Here is a 19,309-nt window from a genome sequence, read left to right on the forward strand (position 1 = left end):
TGTGAGGGTCGAACGGGCCGTCACCGCGTAGCGCCGGCACAGGGGCACCGCTTGCCGCGAACGAGCGCCACGTACTGATCCCCCAGGAGCCCAGACGCGATGAACCCCGTCTGCTGGCCCCGAACTCGCCGTCCCGCGCCAACCCCGACCCTCCACCAACTGCACACCATTACCCTTCGATCACTCAGGAGATGCACGATGAACGCCTTCCTCTTCCGCCGTACCGCCGTCGCCATCGCCGCGGCGGCCGTGCTTCCGCTCGCACTGACCGCGTGCGGGGAGAGCTCTTCCTCGACGTCGGCCGCGGACAAGGGCACGACGGCGCCCGCGGAGGAGAAGTCGACACCGGGCACGGAGGACGCCATCGCGGGCGAGGGGCCGTTCGGGCCTGCCTGCGCATCGGTCCCGGAGGAAGGCGCCGGGTCCTTCGACGGCATGGCCAAGGATCCGGTGGCCACGGCCGCCTCCAACAACCCTGCCCTGTCCACGCTCGTGGCAGCGGTGAAGAAGGCCGGCCTGGTCGACACCCTCAACAACGCTCGGAACATCACCGTGTTCGCGCCCACCGACGACGCCTTCGCCAAGATCCCGAAGGCCGACCTGGACAAGGTCCTGGCGGACAAGGAAATGCTGACCGGCATCCTCACCTACCACGTGGTCGGTCAGAAGCTCGCTCCGCAGCAGCTCGCGGACGGCCGCTACGAGACCCTGCAGAAGTCGACCTTGACGACCCAGGGGTCCGGTGAGGACTACACCGTCAACGGCCATGCGAAGGTGGTCTGCGGCAACGTCCCCACGTCCAACGCCACCGTCTACATCGTCGACACCGTCCTGATGCCCAAGTCCTGAACGCCCGAGGTCCTGACGCCCGTGGCCGACGGGTCGGCAGCTGAGTAACCGGGACACGGCGGGGCACCCATCACGCGGTCGGGCGTCCCGCCCACCGGCACGGCTCCGGGGGCGACCTGGACCCCCGCAGCCGTGAGCGGGCCACGGTCGCCGCCGACAGAATCGGCCGGTCCGCAAGCGGTCGGTCATCCGCGCTCAATGGCCGTACCGCTCCGCAGGGACGGGTGCCGTCCCTGCGGAGCAGGTCGATCAGCTGCTCATCGGCAACGATCTCGGGCATGCGTAGATCATCGATCTAGCTCCAGGAGGAAGCCGGATGGCCATACCCACCCGCCCTGTTCGACCTGCTCGACCTGCTCGACCTGCTCGACCTGCTCGACCTGCGCACGGTGATCGGCGCTTCGATCTGCGCAGGACCGCCGTGTTCTTCACCCTGCTCGCGATCGTCTTCTGCCTCCTGGCGTTCCTGGTGCGCACCGCAGCGGGAACCGTTGAACGTCGCCCCCTGTGGGCCGGTGCACTGGCCATGCTCGGTATGGCAGCTGCCCTGCGGTCCCGGTCCCGGTCTCGCAGGTTCTGCACCGCGAGAGGTGCCCGCCGAGCCGTGCGGGCACTGGAAGAAGCAGCCGACAAGGCGTCCGACGGCCTGCGCGCCACAGCGGTTGGGGGAGCTGCGCCCGCAACCGCACCCGTCGGCACATCAGCTGGGCGGCTCACCGGTTCTGCGTCGACGGCCACGGGCCCCACCGAAGGGTTCCTCGATCCGGAAGCGCCACCGGCCACCTCACTTCCGCTGGGTCCCGGCGATGCCGGCACGGTCTGCCCCGACCCCTGGGCCGACTACGGCGAGCTGGCCCCGGAAGGCTTCGAGCAGGCCGTCGCCGAACTGTGCGCCCGTGACGGCTGTCTTGAGGTGGACGTAGTGGGAGGCGCAGGAGACCTGGGAGCGGACGTCGTCGCCATCACGGCGGACGGACGTCGCTTGGTCATCCAGTGCAAGCAGTACGGTGAGTCCCACAAGGTCGGCTCTCAGGACGTGCAGCGCTTCGGGGGGACCTGTTACGCCATTCACGAGGCGGACATCGCAGCCCTCATCACAACGAGCAAGTTCACAACACCTGCGCTCGACTACGCACAACAGTGCGGAATACTCTGCATGAGCGGCGATGAGCTCGACGCATGGCGCCAGGGCATCGGCCCAAGCCCGTGGGACCGCACGAGGATCGGGCCCTGAGCGACCGACCACGACAACGAGGCCGAGGAGTAGGCCGAGACCGCGACGTGCCGCCGTGCTCGTCCCCGTGCACGACGCTTCGACGAGGGCCCGTCGGACAGGTAGCTGCGGGACGCCTCTCCCGCATCGCGACCCCGCGGAAGACGACGACTGCCCCGCAAGGCAACGCAGGGGCGCACGCGACCGGGGGGCGACTCCTGACTCGTGTCCCCAGCGGGATTCCCCCGGTAGCCGCCCTGGCTCTGCTCACCGACGTGTCGCGCCTGCCACGATGCGGCGGGCACGACACCGGTGCGGAACGAACTTGTTCTTCCGTGACGTGGTCGTACGCATACGTGGTGGTCGCCCGTCCCTGACGCACGTCCGCCTCCGATGCGCTACTGGAGAGGCAGACCTGTCGTCTACTGGGCCACGAAGCCGACGAACGCCACCCAGGCGTCAGCCGCGATCGAGATGTTTGGGCGGCTTGGGTCCTGTGAGTCGCGAACGCGCACAGCATGCGCGCATTCGGCGACCTCGATGCACTCTCCGCCGGCCCCACCGCTATGGCTACTCTTCCGCCAGGACAGTTCGCCCGCCGCTCTCGTGGTCTCGTTCACTTCACACCTCTCCAAGCAGCTTCTCGATGAAGTCCAGCGACTCACGCGGAGTGAGAGCCTGTGCACGGATGATGCCGTACCGCGATGCGATTCCCTGAACTTCCCGCCGGTCACTGACCATTGTGCTGCGTCCCTGAGCTTCCAGGTAAGCCACTTGATCGCCCCCGGCCCGGTAGAGCAGCGTGAACGGACCGTCCACCCCGGCGTTGTCTTCCCGGTCGAGCGGCATGATCTGGATCTCGACGTTCCGGAAGGCACCGACCAACATCAACTGCTCCAGTTGCCCCCGCATGACCGACCAGCCACCCAACGGTCGACGCACAACGGCCTCGTCGATGACAAAGCTCAGCAGAGGAGCAGGCCTGCGTTCGAAGACATGCTGTCGCGCCAGTCGAGCCGCAACGCGCTGTTCCACGGTTTCCTCGTCCAGCAACGGTCGCCACATGCCGAACACCGCCCGCATGTACTCCTCCGTCTGAAGTAGTCCGGGCACTGCCTGAGTCGCGTATACCCACAACTCAACCGCCTCCCCCTCCAACCGCGCCGCATCCCGGAAGAACGCCGGGTACTGGGCCCGAGCCACCTCCTCCTTCATCTCCTGGAGGACCCCGCCCGCGTCCAGCACCTCGTCCGCCTGGTCGATGAACCTCGGTGGCGGAACGCGCCGCCCCTGCTCGTACGCGGCGACGGTGGAGACCGAGTACCCCGTCAGCGAACCGAACTCGGGTCGTTCCAGACCCGCCCGCACCCGGAACCGCTTCAACTGGCGCCCGAAGACCCGCAGGACACCGGTGCCGGCGTCAGGTTCCGCCCGCCGCTCGTCACCGTCACCACCATCGCTCGCGGACGGCTCGTCCAACAGCCCCGTCGGTTCACTCATCCCCGTACCGCCTTCCCCGGCCAACGCGTCCCCGCGCCGGCCGTCACGCTCCGTCCCGCCTACACGCGCGGACCACGACACCTACAGCCACTCTCCGTGTGCGCGTCGTATCTGTTCACGCTAGGACGGCACCGACAGCGTGGACCACATGAACAGCGCAACTTCCCCCGCACGACGACCCGACGAAGCCGAATGCGAAGCCATGGGCGCATCCGAGACCAAGACCGAGGCCGGGACCGTCCAGCCGCTCCACGAGTTCGCGATGGCCTTCACCTCCTCCCCGCGCGGCGCACGCCTCGCCCGCAGGCTGGTCTGCCACCGCCTCGACGCGTGGGGGCACCCGTACGGCGGCCGGGTGAACGACACGCTCACGCTGATCACCGCCGAGTTGACCACCAACGCCGTACGGCACGGGCACGTCGCCGGACGGGACTTCCACGTCCGGCTCACCCAGGGCACCGACACTCTGCGCGTCGAGGTCACCGACACCCGCACCGAACGCGTCCCCCTGCTCTCCGACCGGGAACCGCCCGGCGACGCCGAGTCCGGCCGGGGTCTGCTGATCGTCGCGGGGCTGGCGACCCGCTGGGCGGTCACCCCGCGCGCGGGCGCGCCGGGCAAGACGGTCTGGGCGGAACTGCGACTGGCGTGAGGCACGTGCGACTCGGCCATCGTCGACCGGTTTCACGCCAACGACCGTGACGACAAACCCTCGTGGGCGCCCGGTGTCAGTGGCGGGCGTTAGTGTCGTTCGCCCGGCAGGGAGCCGGTCGACCCAGGGGGAGCACGAGAGCGTCATGGCCGACAACCACACCGGATACCGGATCTCCGTCGTCGACGAGGACCCGCTGCGCGCCCGCAAGGAGGCGCGCGAGCTGCTCGCCGCGCTCGCCGAGGCGGACTCCACGGCCACGTTGGACCTGCCCGAACCGGGCAGCCTGGCGGGGGTCGGTGACAAGGGAGGTCCGTCCGCCGAGACCGTCGGGCTGCTGCTGAGCGCCGGTTCGTTCGTCGCTGCGCTGGTACAGGTGTGGCTGGCCCGGGTCCCTCAGCGCACCATCGTGGTCAAGCGGCCCGACGGGGCGACCCTGCACATCACCGGCAAGGAGGCCCGCGAGGACGACACGCTGGTCGAGCGATTCCTCGCGGATGACGGCGACGACGGCACCACGGCGGGCTGAGCGGCGATGACCGACAACGACCGCCACGCGTTACTCGTCGGCGTCTCCACGTACGACAGCGGGACGTACCAGGACCTCCCGGCCGTACGGGCAGACCTGCACTACATGCGGGCGGTCCTGGAGAACACCGAGATCGGCATGTACAACGAGTGCGCGTCGGCCGCCGAGCCGACGCGTGCGGAGATGCTGCACGCCGTCGCGACGTTCCTGGAGGCCCGGCAGCCCAGCGAGACCGCGCTGCTCTACTTCAGTGGGCACGGCGAGTACTGCGAGCAGGACGGGCAGCTGTACTTCCTGACCCGGGACACCGACCCGGCGGACCTGCCGGGCACGGCGGTACCGGCGGAGTTCCTGGAGCGGATGCTCCAGTCTTGCCGGGCCGCTTCCAAGCTGGTCCTGCTGGACTGCTGCTCCAGCGGTTCCGTGGTCCAGGGCTGGACCGCCAAGGGCTCGTCGGGGGAGGAGCCGGACCGGCCCGCGCCGAGCACGCTTCTGCGGCCGACCGGTGTGTACTTCATCACCGCGTCCGACGCGCTCCAGGCGGCCTCCGCGATGGCGCCGCCCGGATCGAGCCTCGGCACGTCCCGATTCACCGGGGAGATCGTCGAGGGGCTGCGCAATGGCCGGATCAAGGAGGGCGGCTGGATCACCCCGGACGACCTCTTCGACTATCTGACCGCCCAGATGACCCGCGACGGCGTACCGGAGGAGCAACGGCCCACCAAGTCCACGATCAGGGCCACCCGTTCCCTCCCCTTCGCCCGTTCGGTGGCACGGCCCGTGCGCCTTCCCGCACTCCCCCACGACGCCACCGAAGCCGCCCGGCGCTCGCCCGCACTGCTGAAGGCCCGGGAGCTGTCCGAGGCGGACGAACGGGACGGCGTCGACCGGCAGCGGCTGCTGCGGTACTACGCGGACTGTCTCACTGCCCAGGCGGCGGCCGGCATGCGGCCCGACCGGGACGCCGGCCGTGACAAGAAGTACTTCCTGCTGGCCCAGGGCGAGGAGACCGTACAGTCGGGCCGTGGGCCGCACATCGTCGCGCCCGGATCACTGGTCCGGACGCGGGACGGGCAGACCAACCCGGGTGTCGAGGCGAAGACCCGGCAGGAGTACTGGTACGGCTATCCGGCGATCACACTGCCCGCGCGGGACGGCCGCCGGGGGCGGCGCGCGGCGGTGGAGCTGGCACCGCTGCTCATTCAGCAGATGGAGCTGGCGCCGGACGAGGAGGGCCGGGACGTGCTCCGGCCCAGCGGCGTACCGTCCCTGCACAGCGGCGTCGTCTCCGAACTCCTGGACGCGGGCGACGCCGCCGACCTGGTCGCCCGCTGGCAGCCCGCCTGGCAGGAGGGCAACGACGCCCAGATGCTCCGCGCCGTACGGGAGTTACTGGAGGAGCTGGGGCTGCCGGAACTCGAACCGCTGGACCCCTCGGCGCTCAGCGACCGCACGGTAATGCAGGCACTGCGGCCCGGCGCGCACAACGCGGCCGTTCTGCTGGTGCCTTCGGGCGCGGAGGCCATGGCCACCCAGGCGCTGGTGGACAATCTGCTCCAGATGTCCGCCCGGACCGCGCAGATCGAGGGCACCGCCCTGGACGCGCTGCTGCACAGCGGGACCCGGCAGGCGCCGGCCACGACCGCGGCGCCCCCGGTGACGCCTGTCGTTCCGGGGCCGTGCAACGAGAGCCAGGAGCAGGTGATCTCCTCGGCGATGACTCAGCCGCTGACGGTGGCGACGGGGCCACCCGGCACGGGCAAGAGCGAGGTCGTCACCGCGATCGTCACCACTTGTGTCGCCGCGGGGCAGTCGGTGCTGGTCGCTTCCACGAACAACGAGGCCGTGGACGTCGTCGCCCAGCGCTGCGACGACATCGCGCCCGGTCTGCTGATGCGGACGGGCAACAAGGACGCGCTGGAGCGCGAGGCTGCCAAGCTGGACCGACTGCTCTCCGAACCGGCCGGTGCGCCGCGGCGTGGATCGGCCACCGTGGGCGGCGAACTGCGCAACACCCGGGGGACGGCCGAGCGGCTGCGGGCGGAGGCGGCACACCGCGTCGGCGAGGAGACGCGGCTGCTGGGCCTGTTCCGCGACCGGGAGGAACGGGCCGCCTCCCTGGAGTTGCCCTTACCCCTGCTCGAAGGGCTCTGGGAGGCGGACGCGGGCAGCGGGGCACCCCTGGGCCGGTGGGCGGAGCGAGCACGGAAGACGGCCGGGGCCCGCTGGTGGCAGCTGGGAGCATGGCGGCGTGGGCGGGCGCTCGCCGCGCTGGTCTCGTCGGTGGCGGAACACCCCGAGGGGGCCGGACAGTCATGGCCCCTGTGGGCGGCGGCACGGCCGGTGCCGCCCGAGCTACTGGAGTCCCTGGCGGGGATCGTGTCCGTGGAGCGGGAGGTGCGGGAACTCGTCCGCAGCCACGGGGAATGGGACGAGGAAGGGCTCAAGGAGTCCCGGCTCGCCACAGCGGGGGCCTTGTCCAGCGTGGCGGCGGAGCTGTCCCGCGCGTTGTCCGCCGAGACCCTCGGCCGAGCAGCTGGGCTCATGAACCAGCGGCTCCAGGCGCTCCGCCGCCGCTCCGGCTACCAGCGCAGCCAGAAGAACCTGATGGCGCATATCAAGGGATGGGCCGTCAGCACCCACTCGGTGCGGCAACTGGAACTCGCCCCGAAGCTATTCGATCTCGTCGTCATCGACGAGGCCAGCCAGTGCTCCATCCCCTCGATTCTGCCGCTGCTGTTCCGGGCCCGCCGAGCACTGATCATCGGTGACCCCATGCAACTCGGGCACATCCCCGGCGTGTCACCGCAGCAGGAGCGGCAGGCACGGGCGCGAGCCGGGCTGAGCGCAGCCCAACTCGAACACCACCGCCTCACCTACCACGTGCACTCCTCGTACCACGCGGCCGAACAGCACGGCGACAGCGCCCTGCTCCTCGACGAGCACTACCGCTGCCATCCGCGGATCGCGGACGTCGTCAACGGCCACTGCTACGGCGGCCGCCTGCGGGTGTTGACCGACGTGCGGCGCCAGGTGCCGGCGCACGACCCGGTGGGGGCGTTCGATCCGGCACCGGTGCTCGGCTGGGTCGACGTGCCGTCCGGGGAGTCCGCTCGCGGCGGCGACGGGCAGTCCTGGCGGAATCCCGTGGAGGCGGAGGCCGTCCGGCGCGTGGTCGACGGACTGCTGGCGGGACTTCCCGCGGACGCGACGGTCGGAGTGGTCACACCGTTCCGGGCGCAGAAGGAGACGCTGGCACGGAGGTGGCGGGACGACGACCGGGTCCGGGTCGGCACCGTCCACACTTTCCAGGGCGGACAACGCGACGTGATGGTGATCAGCCCCGTGGCGGCGCACAACACACCGCCCCGGACCGCGCACTGGGTGGCAAGCCAGGTCAAACTGTGGAACGTGGCGATCACCCGGGCCAAATCACAGCTCATCACGGTGGGCGGCCGCGCCTTCTGGCAGGGCCAGAGCGGCCTGCCCACCCTCCTCGCCGCACGCTCGGCACCCCTGGGAACGGACGACGACGGCACAACGGCCGAGGCCGGCGGGCGCGGCCCGGTGACCGAGGCCCGCGAGGACCTCGCCGACCGCCTCCAGCAGTACCTGACCGGGCGCGGCGTCACCGATCTGGAACGGGCCGTGCTGGTGGGCGGACACTCGGTGGACCTGCTGTTTACCGACGCCGGGGAGAACACGGCCGTGCTGATCGATCTCGGCCCTGGGCACGGCGAAGACCCCGCACGACACCTCCGACTGACCCACGCGCGAGGCGACATGCTCGCCGGGCTCCCCTCCGGGGGGCACGGGGCCAAGCCCTGCCCGGTGAGCCGGACGGTTCGGGTGCCCGCGTGGCGGATCCTGGCGGGCGAAACCGCGCTGGCCCCCCTGTTCGGCTGAGAGGTCACTTTCTCCGATGTTTCATCCCGGAATCTGGTGTTCGGTCTGGGGTGTCGGGGCGTGCCGGGAGATGGCGTTCTCGCCGGTGGGGCGGCGGGCCATGAGGTCGGTTATGGCGAGGTGGATCACGGCTTCGGAGCGGGCGAGCAGGGTCTCGTAGTCGTGGGCCAAGCGGCGGTGGAGCATGAGCCAGCCGTCGTCCGCTCGACCGTCCACCGCTTCGGGATCGGGGTGAAGCCTCTGGTCCCGGGAGTGCGGGCGGTGATCTCCATGATGCCGAGGGTGGTGGCGTGCTCGAAGAGGTGCTGGCGGCAGCCGTCGTCCACCCATACGTTGCGGACCCTGGGGTGTTCGGCGGCGCACCGGTCCAGCAGTCGGGTGCCGGCCACGGAGTCCTGCATGCTCGCCGCGCTGACCTGGGCCGCCATCACCGTCATGACCAGGCGCCCGGCCCGGAAAGGCGCGACCCCAAGCTGACCGAGGAAGCCCCGCACGCCCGCCCGAGGACTTTCCTAGCGGGATGAGCCATCAGCCTCATGGCCCACCGTTTGACGAGGCATCGAAGGCACGTAGCGCCCCCCATCATCCAGATCATCCGGCGGACAAAGCATCGGCCAGGCAAGCCCGCACTCGTACAGGCCGACGGCAGCGACGGCGCCTGTAGAAGAGCCAGAGCATTTCCTGACAAGCAAGCCGGCTGCGTCGTCTGCCACCGAGTAACCCAAGTGCTGCAAGAACGCGGTGATCGCAGCGTGCACATGAGCACGTGCGGTTCGGTGCAGCACACCAGCATTTCCCTCGGCAAACCCCTCGACCTGCTCTTGCGCGGCCGCTTTCCTCAGCGGAACCGAAGCCAGCCACTCCACCGTGGCCGCCCGGTCATGAAGCGACTTAATCACCACCCCCACTGCGTCACGGCGGTCAACCCCAGAGGCGAACGGCAGCCCCATACCCCTCAGCAGAATCTCGAGCTCTGCAGAGACTCCAGCACGTTCCAGTTGAGTAATCACCACCGGATCATGCCCATCGACGCCTGGGATTCCAGCCAGGCAGCTCCTACTCCAGCAGACGAAACACTCTTGCGGCGCAGAGACGGTGAGACCAGCCTTCACCACCCAACGCAAGACCCAACACCTCGGCACCCGGTTCAGAAACGCGCAACCTGGAGGGGGAGTCAAGTTGAAGACACGTCAGAAGAGGAGGGATGCCCGATCCCGCTCATGCCCGCTGGGCGCCGGACAAGGCCGCCGCGCTCCGGCGGCCGAGCTTGTAGCCAGGCCCAGCGGCCGGATCAGCCGCTGGGCAAGCTCCTCACGACGTACGTCATGTGCTGGAGGTTGCCGCCCGCAGCCACTCCGTGGGCTCGCGCACGCCCTCGCTCGCCGAGAGCGGACCGTCGCGCAGTCGCTGAGCCATGCCTCGCCCCTTCCGGCTCTCGCTCCCCGGAACTCGGGCAGCTTCCTCCCGAGTGAGGGGGGCTGCGCGAGGGCGCTCGGGGGCTGGGCACCGTGTCGCCGTAGCGTAGGCGTGGCTCATCACGCGCACTTCGTGCCACATGCGCCACTCCGCCCGCGGCTCCTCGAAGACGCCGCCCTCCAGCACGTCGGCGGTGACCCGGGGAAACCCCGCCGAGCAGAACGGCACTCCGCCAGTCCACGAGGGGCATCAACGCGTCGAGAGCGCGCCGCGCCTCCTTGCCCGCACCGAGTCGGCCGTCAAGGACGGTGCCCATGTCGAGCAGCAGATCCACGGGCAGCTCAGCACCGGTATCCGCCAGCAGACCTCGGGTGTCCTCCCCGAGGCGATCGTTCCACTCTGCGGTGACCCGCACCCGGACGCCCAGCCCGCGCAGGGAGCGTCGGGCCGTCTCCACGGCCGCTGTCCGCTGCACCTCGTTCCGCTCCGGCCCGGTGACTGGCGCCAACCGTCCCAACTCACAGTAGGTGGACAGCGCTCCGGCCAAGTCGGCGACTGACTACCTCAAGGGGTCTGGTGATTTCCCGAACTTCCCGGGGTACGCGGAAGTCTCGCATCATGCTGAGGTCAAGCCTGCCTGGGAGATGCGCAATAAGACGGCCGTTTTCACTTTAGGTCAACGTTGGGCAGCAGGCTGGTGCGAGTCGGGGGGTACGTGCCCGGCGTCCCGATCCTGGAGTGGGACTCCGGTCGGTCCCCGCGCATCGCCTCGTCGCCGTTCGTCCGCGACGACGACCCCTCCCCCGGAGGTCAGCCGATCTCTCACGGGAACATGCCGACGGCTGTTGCGCACGGGCCAACTCATGCTTCCATGACCGATGTTGTGGCGATGCCTGCGGTGAAGTCGTGAAGAGTTCGCGCTCTCGGCACGCGGTCACAGCAAAGGAAGTCGGAGAGCCCACTCGGCGCTCTCCGAACAAGTCGGGCGCCAACCGTACGATGGGAGAACGACCAACGATGTTCATTATGGTGCGAAACAGAGTGCGGACGGCCGCGCTCGCGCTCTCGGCCATCACGGCCCTCGCCTTCGGCACAACCGGGGCGGCGGCAGCCCCCACCCCCGCTCCCGCCAAGCAGGGCCCGACCTCGGCGGCCTACGTCGAGGTGAACAGCAACAGCCTGCTCAACGTCGGCAAGTACACGCTCGCCGACGGCGGCGGCAACGCCTTCGACATCGCCTTGATCTTCGCGGCGAACATCAACTACGACACGAGCACCAAGGCGGCGTACCTGCACTTCAACGAGAACGTGCAGCGCATCCTCGACAACGCAGCCACGGAGATACGGCCGTTGCAGCAGCAGGGCATCAAGGTCGTACTCTCGGTGCTCGGCAACCACCAGGGCGCCGGGTTCGCCAACTTCACGTCTCAGCAGGCGGCTTCGGCGTTCGCGAAGGAGATGTCGGACGCCGTGGCCACGTACGGTCTCGACGGCATCGACTTCGACGACGAGTACGCCGAGTACGGCAAGAACGGCACGGCTCAGCCCAACGACAGCTCGTTCGTGCACCTGGTGACGGCACTGCGAGCGAACATGCCGGACAAGATCATCAGCCTCTACAACTTCGGCCCGTCAGCGTCGCGCCTGTCCTACGACGGCGTCGACATCTCCTCCAAGTTCGACTACGCCTGGAACCCGTTCTACGGCACCTGGCAGGTCCCCGGCATCGCACTGCCAAAGTCGCAGCTGTCACCGGCCGCGGTTGAGATCGGCCGCACCGCGCAGAGTACGGTCGCGAACCTGGCCCGCCGCACCGTCAGCGAGGGATACGGCGCCTATCTGACGTACAACCTCGACGGCACGGATCGAAGCGCCGACGTCTCCGCGTTCACCAGGGAGTTGTACGGCAGTGACGCCGTCTACACGCCGTAGGGCGCCCTCCCCGCGCGGCACGCGGCACTCCCTTCAGCGAGCCCGCCTCGTCCCATAGCTCCGCGACCTCTGCGACCTGCACGATGACAACGATGTCACGAATGCGGGTCACCCGCCTGCCTGCTGCTCCACGACGGGGCAGCAGGCAGGTGAAGTCCCCCTGCCGCCGTGATCAGCCCGGCGGTCGATGGAAGACGCCACCAGTGCGCGGCGGAACCGGACCGTGCGCGCAGCGCATCGGTCCTGTCGGTCCGGGTCGGCAGATGGGCCGGCTCGGCACCGGCCAACCCGGGTGCCGCCTGCCGTTTCCCCCGCCACCAGGCTCGTGTGGCCCCTACCGGTGCCTAGCGGTCCCTACCGGCGAGCGCGGCCGCCAGGACGGGTCCGATCTGGGTCAAGGCCGTGGGGCGCATCATCCGGAGGTGGGTGGTGCTGATCTCGTGGGTCGTGATGCGGCCGCCGATGTGCGGGCGCCAGTCGTCGGCCAGTGCGTTCGGTCCAGCCGTGTACAGCAGCAGATCGCCGCCGAACCGGCCGGGGGTGAAGCGGTCACGGAGCCGGCCGCTGTACCGGATGGTGGCGGTTATCCGGGCGATCGTCTCCTCGGACAGGCTGGCATCGCCGATCACCTCCGCGACTGCCTCTTCGAGCGTGTCGTCGGCATGGCCCCCCGCCTGCGTGCCGTCAATCTCCGCGGCCGTCGGCGACACGTCCAGAACGGCCAGCAACTCCACCTGCTGCCCCTCCCGCTCGAGTCGGACCGCGATTTCATGGGCGACCAGACCACCGAACGACCAGCCGAGCAACCGGTACGGTCCACTCGGTTGCACGTTGCGGATGCGGCGCAGGTAGTCCGCCGCCAACTCCTCGATGGTCTCCGGCAGGACGGAGTCACCGGCCACGCTCGGTGCCTGCAGTCCATACAGCGGCGTCTCCGGATCGAGGTGGTGCAGCAGACCGGCGTAGGACCAACTCATCCCGCTGGACGGATGCATGCAGAACAGCGGTGGTTGGCTGCCGTGCCTCCGCAGTTCGAGCAGTACGTCATGAGCCCCACCCCCAGTGGTGTGACCCGCGACCAGCCGCGCGAGCGCCGCCGGTGTCGGTGCCTCGAACAGGGCACTGACACCCAGCTCCGGCCCCAGCACGGACCGCACCCGGTTGACCAGGCTCATCGCCACGAGCGAGTGCCCGCCGAGGTCGAAGAACCCGTCGTCCGGGCCGACCTTGTCAAGGCCGAGCACGTCGGCGAACAGCGTGCACAACACCGCCTCCGCCGGCGAGCGGGGGCGACTGGCCGACACCTCGAACACCGGTGCGGGAAGCGCCCGCCGGTCGACCTTGCCGGTCGGGGATAGCGGGAAGTCCGCGGAGACCATGACCACCGCCGGCACCATGTGGGCGGGAAGGTGTCGGGAGGTGAACTCCCGCGCGTCCACACCCAGCTGCGACGGGTTCACCGAGCCGTCCGGCCTGCCCGGTGTGACATGCCCGACCAGACACCCCTCGCCCCGACCGTTCGTGCCGGCGACGACCACGGCGTCCGCCACGCCAGGGCACCGGGCCAGCACCGACTCGACCTCGCCCAGCTCGATCCGGAAGCCCCTGATCTTCACCTGGTCGTCCATCCGCCCCGAGTACTCCAGGCCCCAGCGCCCCCAACGCACGAGGTCGCCGGTCCGGTACAACCGCTCGCCAGCACCACCGAACGGATCCGGCACGAACCGGTCGGCCGTCAACCCGCCACGGCCCCAGTAGCCCCATGCCACGCCCACGCCACCCACGTACAGCTCACCCACCACACCGGGCGGTACCAGGTTCAGCTTGTCGTCCAGGACGTAGCAGCGAACCCCGGGCAGTGGCCGACCGACCAGGCCCGCCGCTACCGTCCGGTCGGGGTCGAGGGCGGCGAAGGTGACGTGCACGGTGGTCTCGGTGATTCCGTACATGTTCACCAGCTCGGGCTTGCCCGGTCCGTGCCGCTCGTGCCACTCCTCCAGCCTCGCCAGGTCGAGTGCCTCGCCCCCGAAGACCAGGTAGCGCAGAGCCAGCTGGCTGGAGGTGACCGGGTCCTCGGCATCGGCTCGTGCCAGTTCGTAGAACGCCGACGGGGTCTGGTTGAGGACGGTGACCCTCCTGTCGGCCAGCAGCCGCAGGAAATCCGGCGCGGACCGGGCGGTGTCGACCGGGACCACCACGAGCGTGCCACCGTGGAGGAGCGCGCCCCACAGCTCCCAGACCGAGAAGTCGAACGCGTAGGAGTGGAACAGCGTCCAGACGTCGTCCGGGCCGAAGTCGAACAGGTCGCGGGCGGCGGTGAACAACGCCATGACGTTGGCGTGCGCGACGACGACTCCCTTCGGCCGTCCCGTCGACCCGGAGGTGTAGATCATGTAGGCGGCGTCGCCGGGGTCCCGCGGATGCTGCGGCGCGCCGTCAGGCAGGTCCGCGAGCCGGGCCGACACGGCCGGGTCGTCCAGCAGCAGCCGGTTTCCGGACCGGAGCACCTCCGACGTGCCGACGACCACGATCGGGTCCGCGTCCTGCACCATCCACGCCACACGTTCTGCGGGATAGCTCGGATCCAGCGGCAGGTAGGCCGCGCCGGTCTTCAGCACGGCGAGCAGTGCCACCGGCAGGTCCAGAGACCTCGGGAGGCACACCCCGACGAACACACCGGGGCGGGCGCCGGACCCGGCCAGTAGGTGGGCCATCCGGTTCGCCCGGCTGTCGAGCTCCCGGTAGGACAGTGAGAGTTCACCGCACACCACCGCGACGGCGTCTGGTCGTCGACGTGCCTGCTCCTCGAACAGGTCGATCAGGTTCGCAGTCGTCATCGAAGGCACTCCTTTGTGCTCTGCGCCACGTCGGAAGAAGCACTGAGGCGGACCCAGGTGGCCTCCGCCCGGCCGAACTCGAAGCGGTCCGGACCGAACAGTGCGCTGACCACCCGCGCGGTCCGTCCGGCGGTGGCGATGTGCTGGGCCACGACGATCGCGGGCTCGCCGGACGGAGGGAGCGCGTGGACGCGCGCGGACATCCTGCCGAGCACGTAAGGAGAGCGGCTCTGGTCGAGGGTCCAGCCGCCGGGACAGTCCAGCACGGCCCACATGGTGTCGAGGTCCGGGTCACCGGTGGGGACCCAGGTGCACGCGACGACACCCGGAAGTCCGTCCACACCCCCGGGAGTCAGGTGCAGGGCAGCCGGATCGGTCCTGGCGGTCCCGCACACCAGGCACTCGGGGAACGGGTGTGCCGCCGCACCCGCGAAGAACGCGCTCGCCCGTTCCGCGGCGGCGGAGGTGACGAACGGCGCCACTTCCGGCTGGTCGTGCGCCGCGGTGGAAACCGTTGCGACGAGTTCGTCCTCGTGCCAGACGAGCGCTCGCCCGCGATGCGCGCGGACGGTCAGGTCGGTGTCCAGCGGTGGGGCCGCATGCAACTGGACCACCGCGGCCGTCCCGACCACGTCGACGGCGGTCCTGGCGAACATCCCGCACGCGTACCCGCCGTTCGCGCTGCCGGGTGGGCCGTTGTGGGTTCGGGCGATCCGGCAGGTGCGCACCTCAGTCATCCGAGGCCATTCCGTCGGCGAACTGCGTCAGCAGCGCGGCCGGGGCGTCGAGGAACGTGTGGTGCACGCCCGGCAGCACCACCCGGTGGATCCGCTCGGAGTACTGGTCCCACCCGCCCATGAGCTCAGGGGCTACCTCCTGGTCGGTCGACCAGCCGATCGTGGTGATCGCGGTGTCCAGTAGCACCGGCTCGGTCGGCCTGTACGCCTTGTTGGCCTCGACGTCCGCTCTCAGCACCTCGGTGACGACGTCCAGGACGGTGGCGTCGAGCTTGCTGTCACTCAGCGCGACCAGCTCCGCGCGCAGTTCGTTGTCGGTCATCGTCAAGTAGCTGCCGTAGGGGCCTTCGTGCGGTGCGACCTGAGATGAGCAGAACAACCGCCGTGGCATCGGCAACCCTTCGCGGTGCAGCACGACGGCTACCTCGAACGCGATGAGCGCGGAGCTGCAGTGCCCGAACAGTCCGAAGGGACGGTCCATGGCGGGCAGCAGCGCCTCGACCACGTCCTGCGCGAGCTGTTCGTAGGTCCCGAAGTGCGGTTCCCGCAGCCGGTTCTCCCGGCCCGGCAACTGCACCGGGCAGAGTCCGGTACCGTCCGCGGCGTCCGGCCACCGGCTGAACATGGAGGCACCCGCGCCCGAATAGGGCAGGCAGAAGATCCGCGACTCGGTCTCCTGCAGCGGCCGGGGCAGCCATCTGCGGAGGGGAACGGTCGATCCGATCGTCATGTCCGTACTCCTCGTGCCGTCACTCCTCGTGCCGTCACCGGCAGGCTGGTGAATCCCGCGACGAAGTTCGACCGGAGCCGTACGGGTTCGCCGGCGACCTCGATGTCGGCGAAGCCGGTCAGCAGCTCCTGGAACAGGACCCGCAGTACGACCCTGGCGACGGTGTGCCCGACGCAGTAGTGCGGGCCGACGCCGAAGGCGATGTGCTTGTTCGGGCGCCTGCGGATGTCGAACGTGTCCGGCCGTGAGAACACGGCCTCGTCCCGATTGGCCGAAGCCAGCCACGCGACGACCGCCTCGCCCGCGTGGACCGTGACGTCACGGATCCGCACGTCGCGCGTGGCGTAGCGCATGAAGTGCTGCGCGGGCGAGGACCAGCGCAGCGCTTCTTCCACGCCGCTCATCAGCAGGTCCGGATGCGCCGCCCAGTCGGCCAGCGCGTCGGTTCCGGCGAGTTCGAGCAGCGCGGCGCTCGGTGGCTGGGCGGTGGTCACGTTGGCACCGAGCAGCAGGCTGTAGCAGTTGGACACGATCTCGCTGGGCATGAGCTTCACCCCGTCGACACGCATGCCCAGCAGCACGCCGAGCAGGTCGTCGCCGGGGGCGGTGCGCCGTTCCGCGACCACGTCCTGGAAGTAGGCGAACAGCTCACGGTGTGCTCTGACGAGTGTCCTGTCCGGACCGTCCGGGCCGGTGTAGGCCGGGTCGTCCGGCGCGATGGACGCGCCCGTCAGTCGGACCAGCTCGGGCCAGTCCGACCGAGGAAGCCGCATCCAGGAGCCGATCACCGCCATCGGCATGGCCGCCATGGCCGCGGCGAAGTCGAACACGCCGCCGTCCTTCATGGGCGCGAGCAGTTCCCGTACCAGGGACCGGATACGCGGCAGGTCGCGCTCCACCTCCTTGACCGACAGGGCACGCTGCAGCGGTTCCCGCAGCCTCGCGTGTCGCGGTGGGTCGGTGACCGCCATCTGCCGGCCGCCGGCCGGGTCGCCCTTGCCGAGGAGGTTGAGCAGCGACCCCTGTTCGGAGGTGAACGTACCGTGGTCCCGCAGCACGTGCCGCACGTCGTCGTACCGGGTCACGGACCAGAACCCGTTGTCGCCGACCGGGTGCCAGCTCACCGGCGCCTCGCGTCGCAGGGCGCGCCAGACGGCGTGCACGTCTCTGGTGGCGAACGTGCCCGACTCGAACAGGTCGATCTCGGGGGTGGCGTGCATCGGACAGCGGCCCGGCTCCACGGCAACGGTCATCGCTGCGCTCCGCTCCGGATGGCGGTTTCCAGCTGTTCGCCGAGTTCGCGGATGGTCGGCTGCAGGTACAGGACGCGCGCCGGGAACTCGACGCCGAACTCCGTCCGCAGTGAGCCGAGCAGGTCCGCTGCGTTCAGCGAATGGCCGCCCAAATCGAAGAAGTCGTCGTCGGCGCCGATCGGCTCCACATCGAGCACGCGTGTCCACAGCTCGGCCAAGCGGTGCTCCACGTCGGTCCGCGGTGCGACGTACTCGTTCGACACGTTGCGTGCCATCAGGTCCGTCGCCGGCAGCGCATCACGGTCGATCTTCCCGTTGCTGGTCAGAGGCAGGGTGTCCCGGACCAGGACAGCCCACGGGATCAGCGGCGCCGGCAGGGTCGCGCGCAATTGTTCGCGCAGTCGCTCGCCCCAGTGCGGCGGCGGCTCCTCCTCCGGGACGACGTGGGCCACCAGCCGTTTCGTGCCGTCGGCGGCGGTCCGCACGACGACGGCGGTTCGGCTCACCCCCGGCAGGCGGTGCAACGCGGTCTCGACCGCGCCCGGCTCGACCCGGTGGCCGAGGATCTTGACCTGGTCGTCGACCCGGCCGACGAACTCGCAGGCTCCGTCGGGCCGCAGCCGGACGATGTCGCCGGTGCGGTACATCCTCGCCCCCGGCTCGTCCGCGAACGGGTCGGGAACGAACCGGTCGGCCGTGGCGCCCGGCTGCCCGAGATAGCCGAGGGCGAGCCCGGCTCCTGAGGCGTACAACTCACCGCAGTCGCCGGCTTCGACCGGCTGCAGTCCGGCGTCCAGCACCGCTATCCGGGTGCCGTTGACAGGCGTTCCGATCGGGATCGTGTCGAGGTTGTCCCTGGCGGCGGCGCTGGTCGTCCAGGTCGTGGTGAAGGTCGTGTTCTCGGTGGGCCCGTATCCGTTGGTGAACGTGATGCCGGGATGCGTCGCGAGCAGACGCGCGACCGGGGCCGGCTGGATCACGTCGCCGCCCGCGACGAGGTGACGTACGTCGGCGAACGCAGCGATGTGGTGCGCCACCATCTCGTGGAACAGGCCGGCCGTCAGCCACAGCACCGTCACGCGGTGCTCACGCAGGGTTTTCCCCACCACGTCCGGGGTGATCGGGCCGGACGCTGCCATCACGAGGTGGCAGCCGTGGGTCAGCGGTGCCCAGATCTCGAAGGTGGAGGCGTCGAAGGCCAGCGGAGCCGCCTGGAGGAACACGTCGTCCCGGCGAACCGTCATCCAGTTCATGTCCGTGACCAGCCTGAGGACCGCGTGGTGCGGAACCATGACGCCTTTCGGCTTCCCGGTCGAGCCGGACGTGTAGCTGACGTAGGCGAGGTCGTCGGCAGTGGTGCTCACCGGAGCGCTGGAGGTTTCACTCACGGCCGACGGCGGGAGCGTGGTAAACCGGCTGGGAACGCACGCGCGGAGCTGGTCGTCCGCCACGACGAGCTCCACGCCGGCGTTCCTCAGCAGCTCGTTCCGCCGCTGTGGCGGGTCGTCGGGGCTGACTCCGACGTAGGCGGCGCCGGCACGCAGGATCGCCAGCAGCGCCGAGACCATCTCGGTGGACCGCCTCATCAGGACGCCGACGACGTCGCCCCGTCGGACGCCGGCCGTCGTCAGTGCGTCCGACAGCCGGTCCGCTCGGCGGACGAGCTGGTCGTAGGTCAGGGTCTCGCCGTCGAACGTGACTGCGGGAGCCGAAGGATTGCGGAGGGCCTGCAGGGCGACGCGTTCGTACAGCATG

General features: G+C 69.8%; 14 protein-coding genes and 2 pseudogenes. 6 read left to right on the forward strand and 10 right to left on the reverse strand.

What is annotated here, in order from left to right; all coding sequences use genetic code 11:
- Positions 1-198: 198 nt before the first annotated feature.
- Both ACFXOM_RS22150 and ACFXOM_RS22155 read left to right on the forward strand, forming a co-directional pair.
- A complete protein-coding gene (locus ACFXOM_RS22150) occupies positions 199-849 on the forward strand; it encodes a fasciclin domain-containing protein (protein ID WP_384939879.1) in 651 nt (216 codons plus the stop codon).
- A gap of 421 nt (positions 850-1,270) precedes the next feature.
- Entirely contained in the window at positions 1,271-2,083 is an 813-nt protein-coding gene (locus ACFXOM_RS22155) for a restriction endonuclease (protein WP_385038940.1), read from the forward strand.
- Positions 2,084-2,484: 401 nt separating this feature from the next.
- On the opposite strand, the gene ACFXOM_RS22160 is transcribed toward ACFXOM_RS22155, so the two are convergent.
- Both ACFXOM_RS22160 and ACFXOM_RS22165 read right to left on the reverse strand, forming a co-directional pair.
- Entirely contained in the window at positions 2,485-2,796 is a 312-nt protein-coding gene (locus ACFXOM_RS22160) for a DUF397 domain-containing protein (protein WP_384939883.1), read from the reverse strand.
- On the reverse strand, positions 2,684-3,562 hold the full coding sequence (locus tag ACFXOM_RS22165) for a helix-turn-helix domain-containing protein (RefSeq protein WP_384939885.1): 879 nt from the start codon (positions 3,560-3,562) through the stop codon (positions 2,684-2,686). Before ACFXOM_RS22165 ends, ACFXOM_RS22160 begins: the two co-directional genes overlap by 113 nt.
- Before the next feature lie 148 nt (positions 3,563-3,710).
- Between ACFXOM_RS22165 and ACFXOM_RS22170 the strand changes: the two genes are divergently transcribed.
- The 3 genes from ACFXOM_RS22170 to ACFXOM_RS22180 all read left to right on the forward strand — a co-directional run bounded on the left by ACFXOM_RS22170 (position 3,711) and on the right by ACFXOM_RS22180 (position 8,649).
- On the forward strand, positions 3,711-4,214 hold the full coding sequence (locus ACFXOM_RS22170; RefSeq protein WP_384939887.1) for an ATP-binding protein: 504 nt from the start codon (positions 3,711-3,713) through the stop codon (positions 4,212-4,214).
- 145 nt (positions 4,215-4,359) lie between these two features.
- Complete coding sequence (locus tag ACFXOM_RS22175; RefSeq protein ID WP_385038943.1) at positions 4,360-4,743, forward strand: hypothetical protein; 384 nt, start codon at positions 4,360-4,362, stop codon at positions 4,741-4,743.
- A 6-nt stretch (positions 4,744-4,749) separates the two neighbouring features.
- Positions 4,750-8,649: an AAA domain-containing protein gene (locus ACFXOM_RS22180; protein WP_385038946.1), complete on the forward strand. Its 3,900-nt coding sequence runs from the start codon at positions 4,750-4,752 to the stop codon at positions 8,647-8,649.
- Positions 8,650-8,670: 21 nt separating this feature from the next.
- Here the strand turns inward: ACFXOM_RS22180 and ACFXOM_RS22185 are convergent.
- The 3 genes and pseudogenes from ACFXOM_RS22185 to ACFXOM_RS22195 form a co-directional block, all read right to left on the reverse strand.
- Positions 8,671-9,068, reverse strand: a pseudogene (locus ACFXOM_RS22185) (IS5/IS1182 family transposase); the annotation flags it as partial.
- A gap of 93 nt (positions 9,069-9,161) precedes the next feature.
- Complete coding sequence (locus tag ACFXOM_RS22190; protein WP_385038949.1) at positions 9,162-9,659, reverse strand: hypothetical protein; 498 nt, start codon at positions 9,657-9,659, stop codon at positions 9,162-9,164.
- A 560-nt stretch (positions 9,660-10,219) separates the two neighbouring features.
- Positions 10,220-10,540, reverse strand: a pseudogene (locus ACFXOM_RS22195) (hypothetical protein); the annotation flags it as partial.
- Between the two features lie 542 nt (positions 10,541-11,082).
- Between ACFXOM_RS22195 and ACFXOM_RS22200 the strand changes: the two are divergent.
- Positions 11,083-11,997 carry an endo-beta-N-acetylglucosaminidase H gene (locus tag ACFXOM_RS22200; RefSeq protein WP_384939891.1) on the forward strand — a complete coding sequence of 305 codons (915 nt, stop codon included), beginning with the start codon at positions 11,083-11,085 and terminating at the stop codon, positions 11,995-11,997.
- Positions 11,998-12,341: 344 nt separating this feature from the next.
- Here the strand turns inward: ACFXOM_RS22200 and ACFXOM_RS22205 are convergent, their stop codons facing one another.
- From ACFXOM_RS22205 to ACFXOM_RS22225, 5 genes are read right to left on the reverse strand one after another with little or no spacing between them, the layout of a single operon-like run.
- On the reverse strand, positions 12,342-14,834 hold the full coding sequence (locus ACFXOM_RS22205) for an amino acid adenylation domain-containing protein (protein WP_385038952.1): 2,493 nt from the start codon (positions 14,832-14,834) through the stop codon (positions 12,342-12,344).
- Positions 14,831-15,571, reverse strand: a complete 741-nt coding sequence (locus tag ACFXOM_RS22210; RefSeq protein WP_385038955.1) for a hypothetical protein — start codon at positions 15,569-15,571, stop codon at positions 14,831-14,833. The genes ACFXOM_RS22205 and ACFXOM_RS22210 overlap by 4 nt, the downstream gene beginning before the upstream one ends.
- Positions 15,564-16,301 carry a thioesterase II family protein gene (locus ACFXOM_RS22215; RefSeq protein ID WP_384939897.1) on the reverse strand — a complete coding sequence of 246 codons (738 nt, stop codon included), beginning with the start codon at positions 16,299-16,301 and terminating at the stop codon, positions 15,564-15,566. The genes ACFXOM_RS22210 and ACFXOM_RS22215 overlap by 8 nt, the downstream gene beginning before the upstream one ends.
- A complete protein-coding gene (locus ACFXOM_RS22220; RefSeq protein ID WP_384939899.1) occupies positions 16,298-17,554 on the reverse strand; it encodes a cytochrome P450 in 1,257 nt (418 codons plus the stop codon). The genes ACFXOM_RS22215 and ACFXOM_RS22220 overlap by 4 nt, the downstream gene beginning before the upstream one ends.
- Complete coding sequence (locus ACFXOM_RS22225; RefSeq protein ID WP_385038957.1) at positions 17,551-19,308, reverse strand: amino acid adenylation domain-containing protein; 1,758 nt, start codon at positions 19,306-19,308, stop codon at positions 17,551-17,553. Before ACFXOM_RS22225 ends, ACFXOM_RS22220 begins: the two co-directional genes overlap by 4 nt.
- Position 19,309: the final 1 nt, after the last annotated feature.

This window comes from Streptomyces sp. NPDC059169, from assembly GCF_042755225.1.
Classification (GTDB): domain Bacteria; phylum Actinomycetota; class Actinomycetes; order Streptomycetales; family Streptomycetaceae; genus Streptomyces.

Coding starts and splice junctions, on each gene's coding strand:
- ACFXOM_RS22150 (WP_384939879.1), top strand. CDS start 199: ATGAACGCCTTCCTCTTCCGCCGTACCGCCGTCGCCATCGCCGCGGCG.
- ACFXOM_RS22165 (WP_384939885.1), bottom strand. CDS start 3,562: ATGAGTGAACCGACGGGGCTGTTGGACGAGCCGTCCGCGAGCGATGGT.
- ACFXOM_RS22170 (WP_384939887.1), top strand. CDS start 3,711: ATGAACAGCGCAACTTCCCCCGCACGACGACCCGACGAAGCCGAATGC.
- ACFXOM_RS22175 (WP_385038943.1), top strand. CDS start 4,360: ATGGCCGACAACCACACCGGATACCGGATCTCCGTCGTCGACGAGGAC.
- ACFXOM_RS22180 (WP_385038946.1), top strand. CDS start 4,750: ATGACCGACAACGACCGCCACGCGTTACTCGTCGGCGTCTCCACGTAC.
- ACFXOM_RS22200 (WP_384939891.1), top strand. CDS start 11,083: ATGTTCATTATGGTGCGAAACAGAGTGCGGACGGCCGCGCTCGCGCTC.
- ACFXOM_RS22205 (WP_385038952.1), bottom strand. CDS start 14,834: ATGACGACTGCGAACCTGATCGACCTGTTCGAGGAGCAGGCACGTCGA.
- ACFXOM_RS22210 (WP_385038955.1), bottom strand. CDS start 15,571: ATGACTGAGGTGCGCACCTGCCGGATCGCCCGAACCCACAACGGCCCA.
- ACFXOM_RS22215 (WP_384939897.1), bottom strand. CDS start 16,301: ATGACGATCGGATCGACCGTTCCCCTCCGCAGATGGCTGCCCCGGCCG.
- ACFXOM_RS22220 (WP_384939899.1), bottom strand. CDS start 17,554: ATGACCGTTGCCGTGGAGCCGGGCCGCTGTCCGATGCACGCCACCCCC.
- ACFXOM_RS22225 (WP_385038957.1), bottom strand. CDS start 19,308: ATGCTGTACGAACGCGTCGCCCTGCAGGCCCTCCGCAATCCTTCGGCT.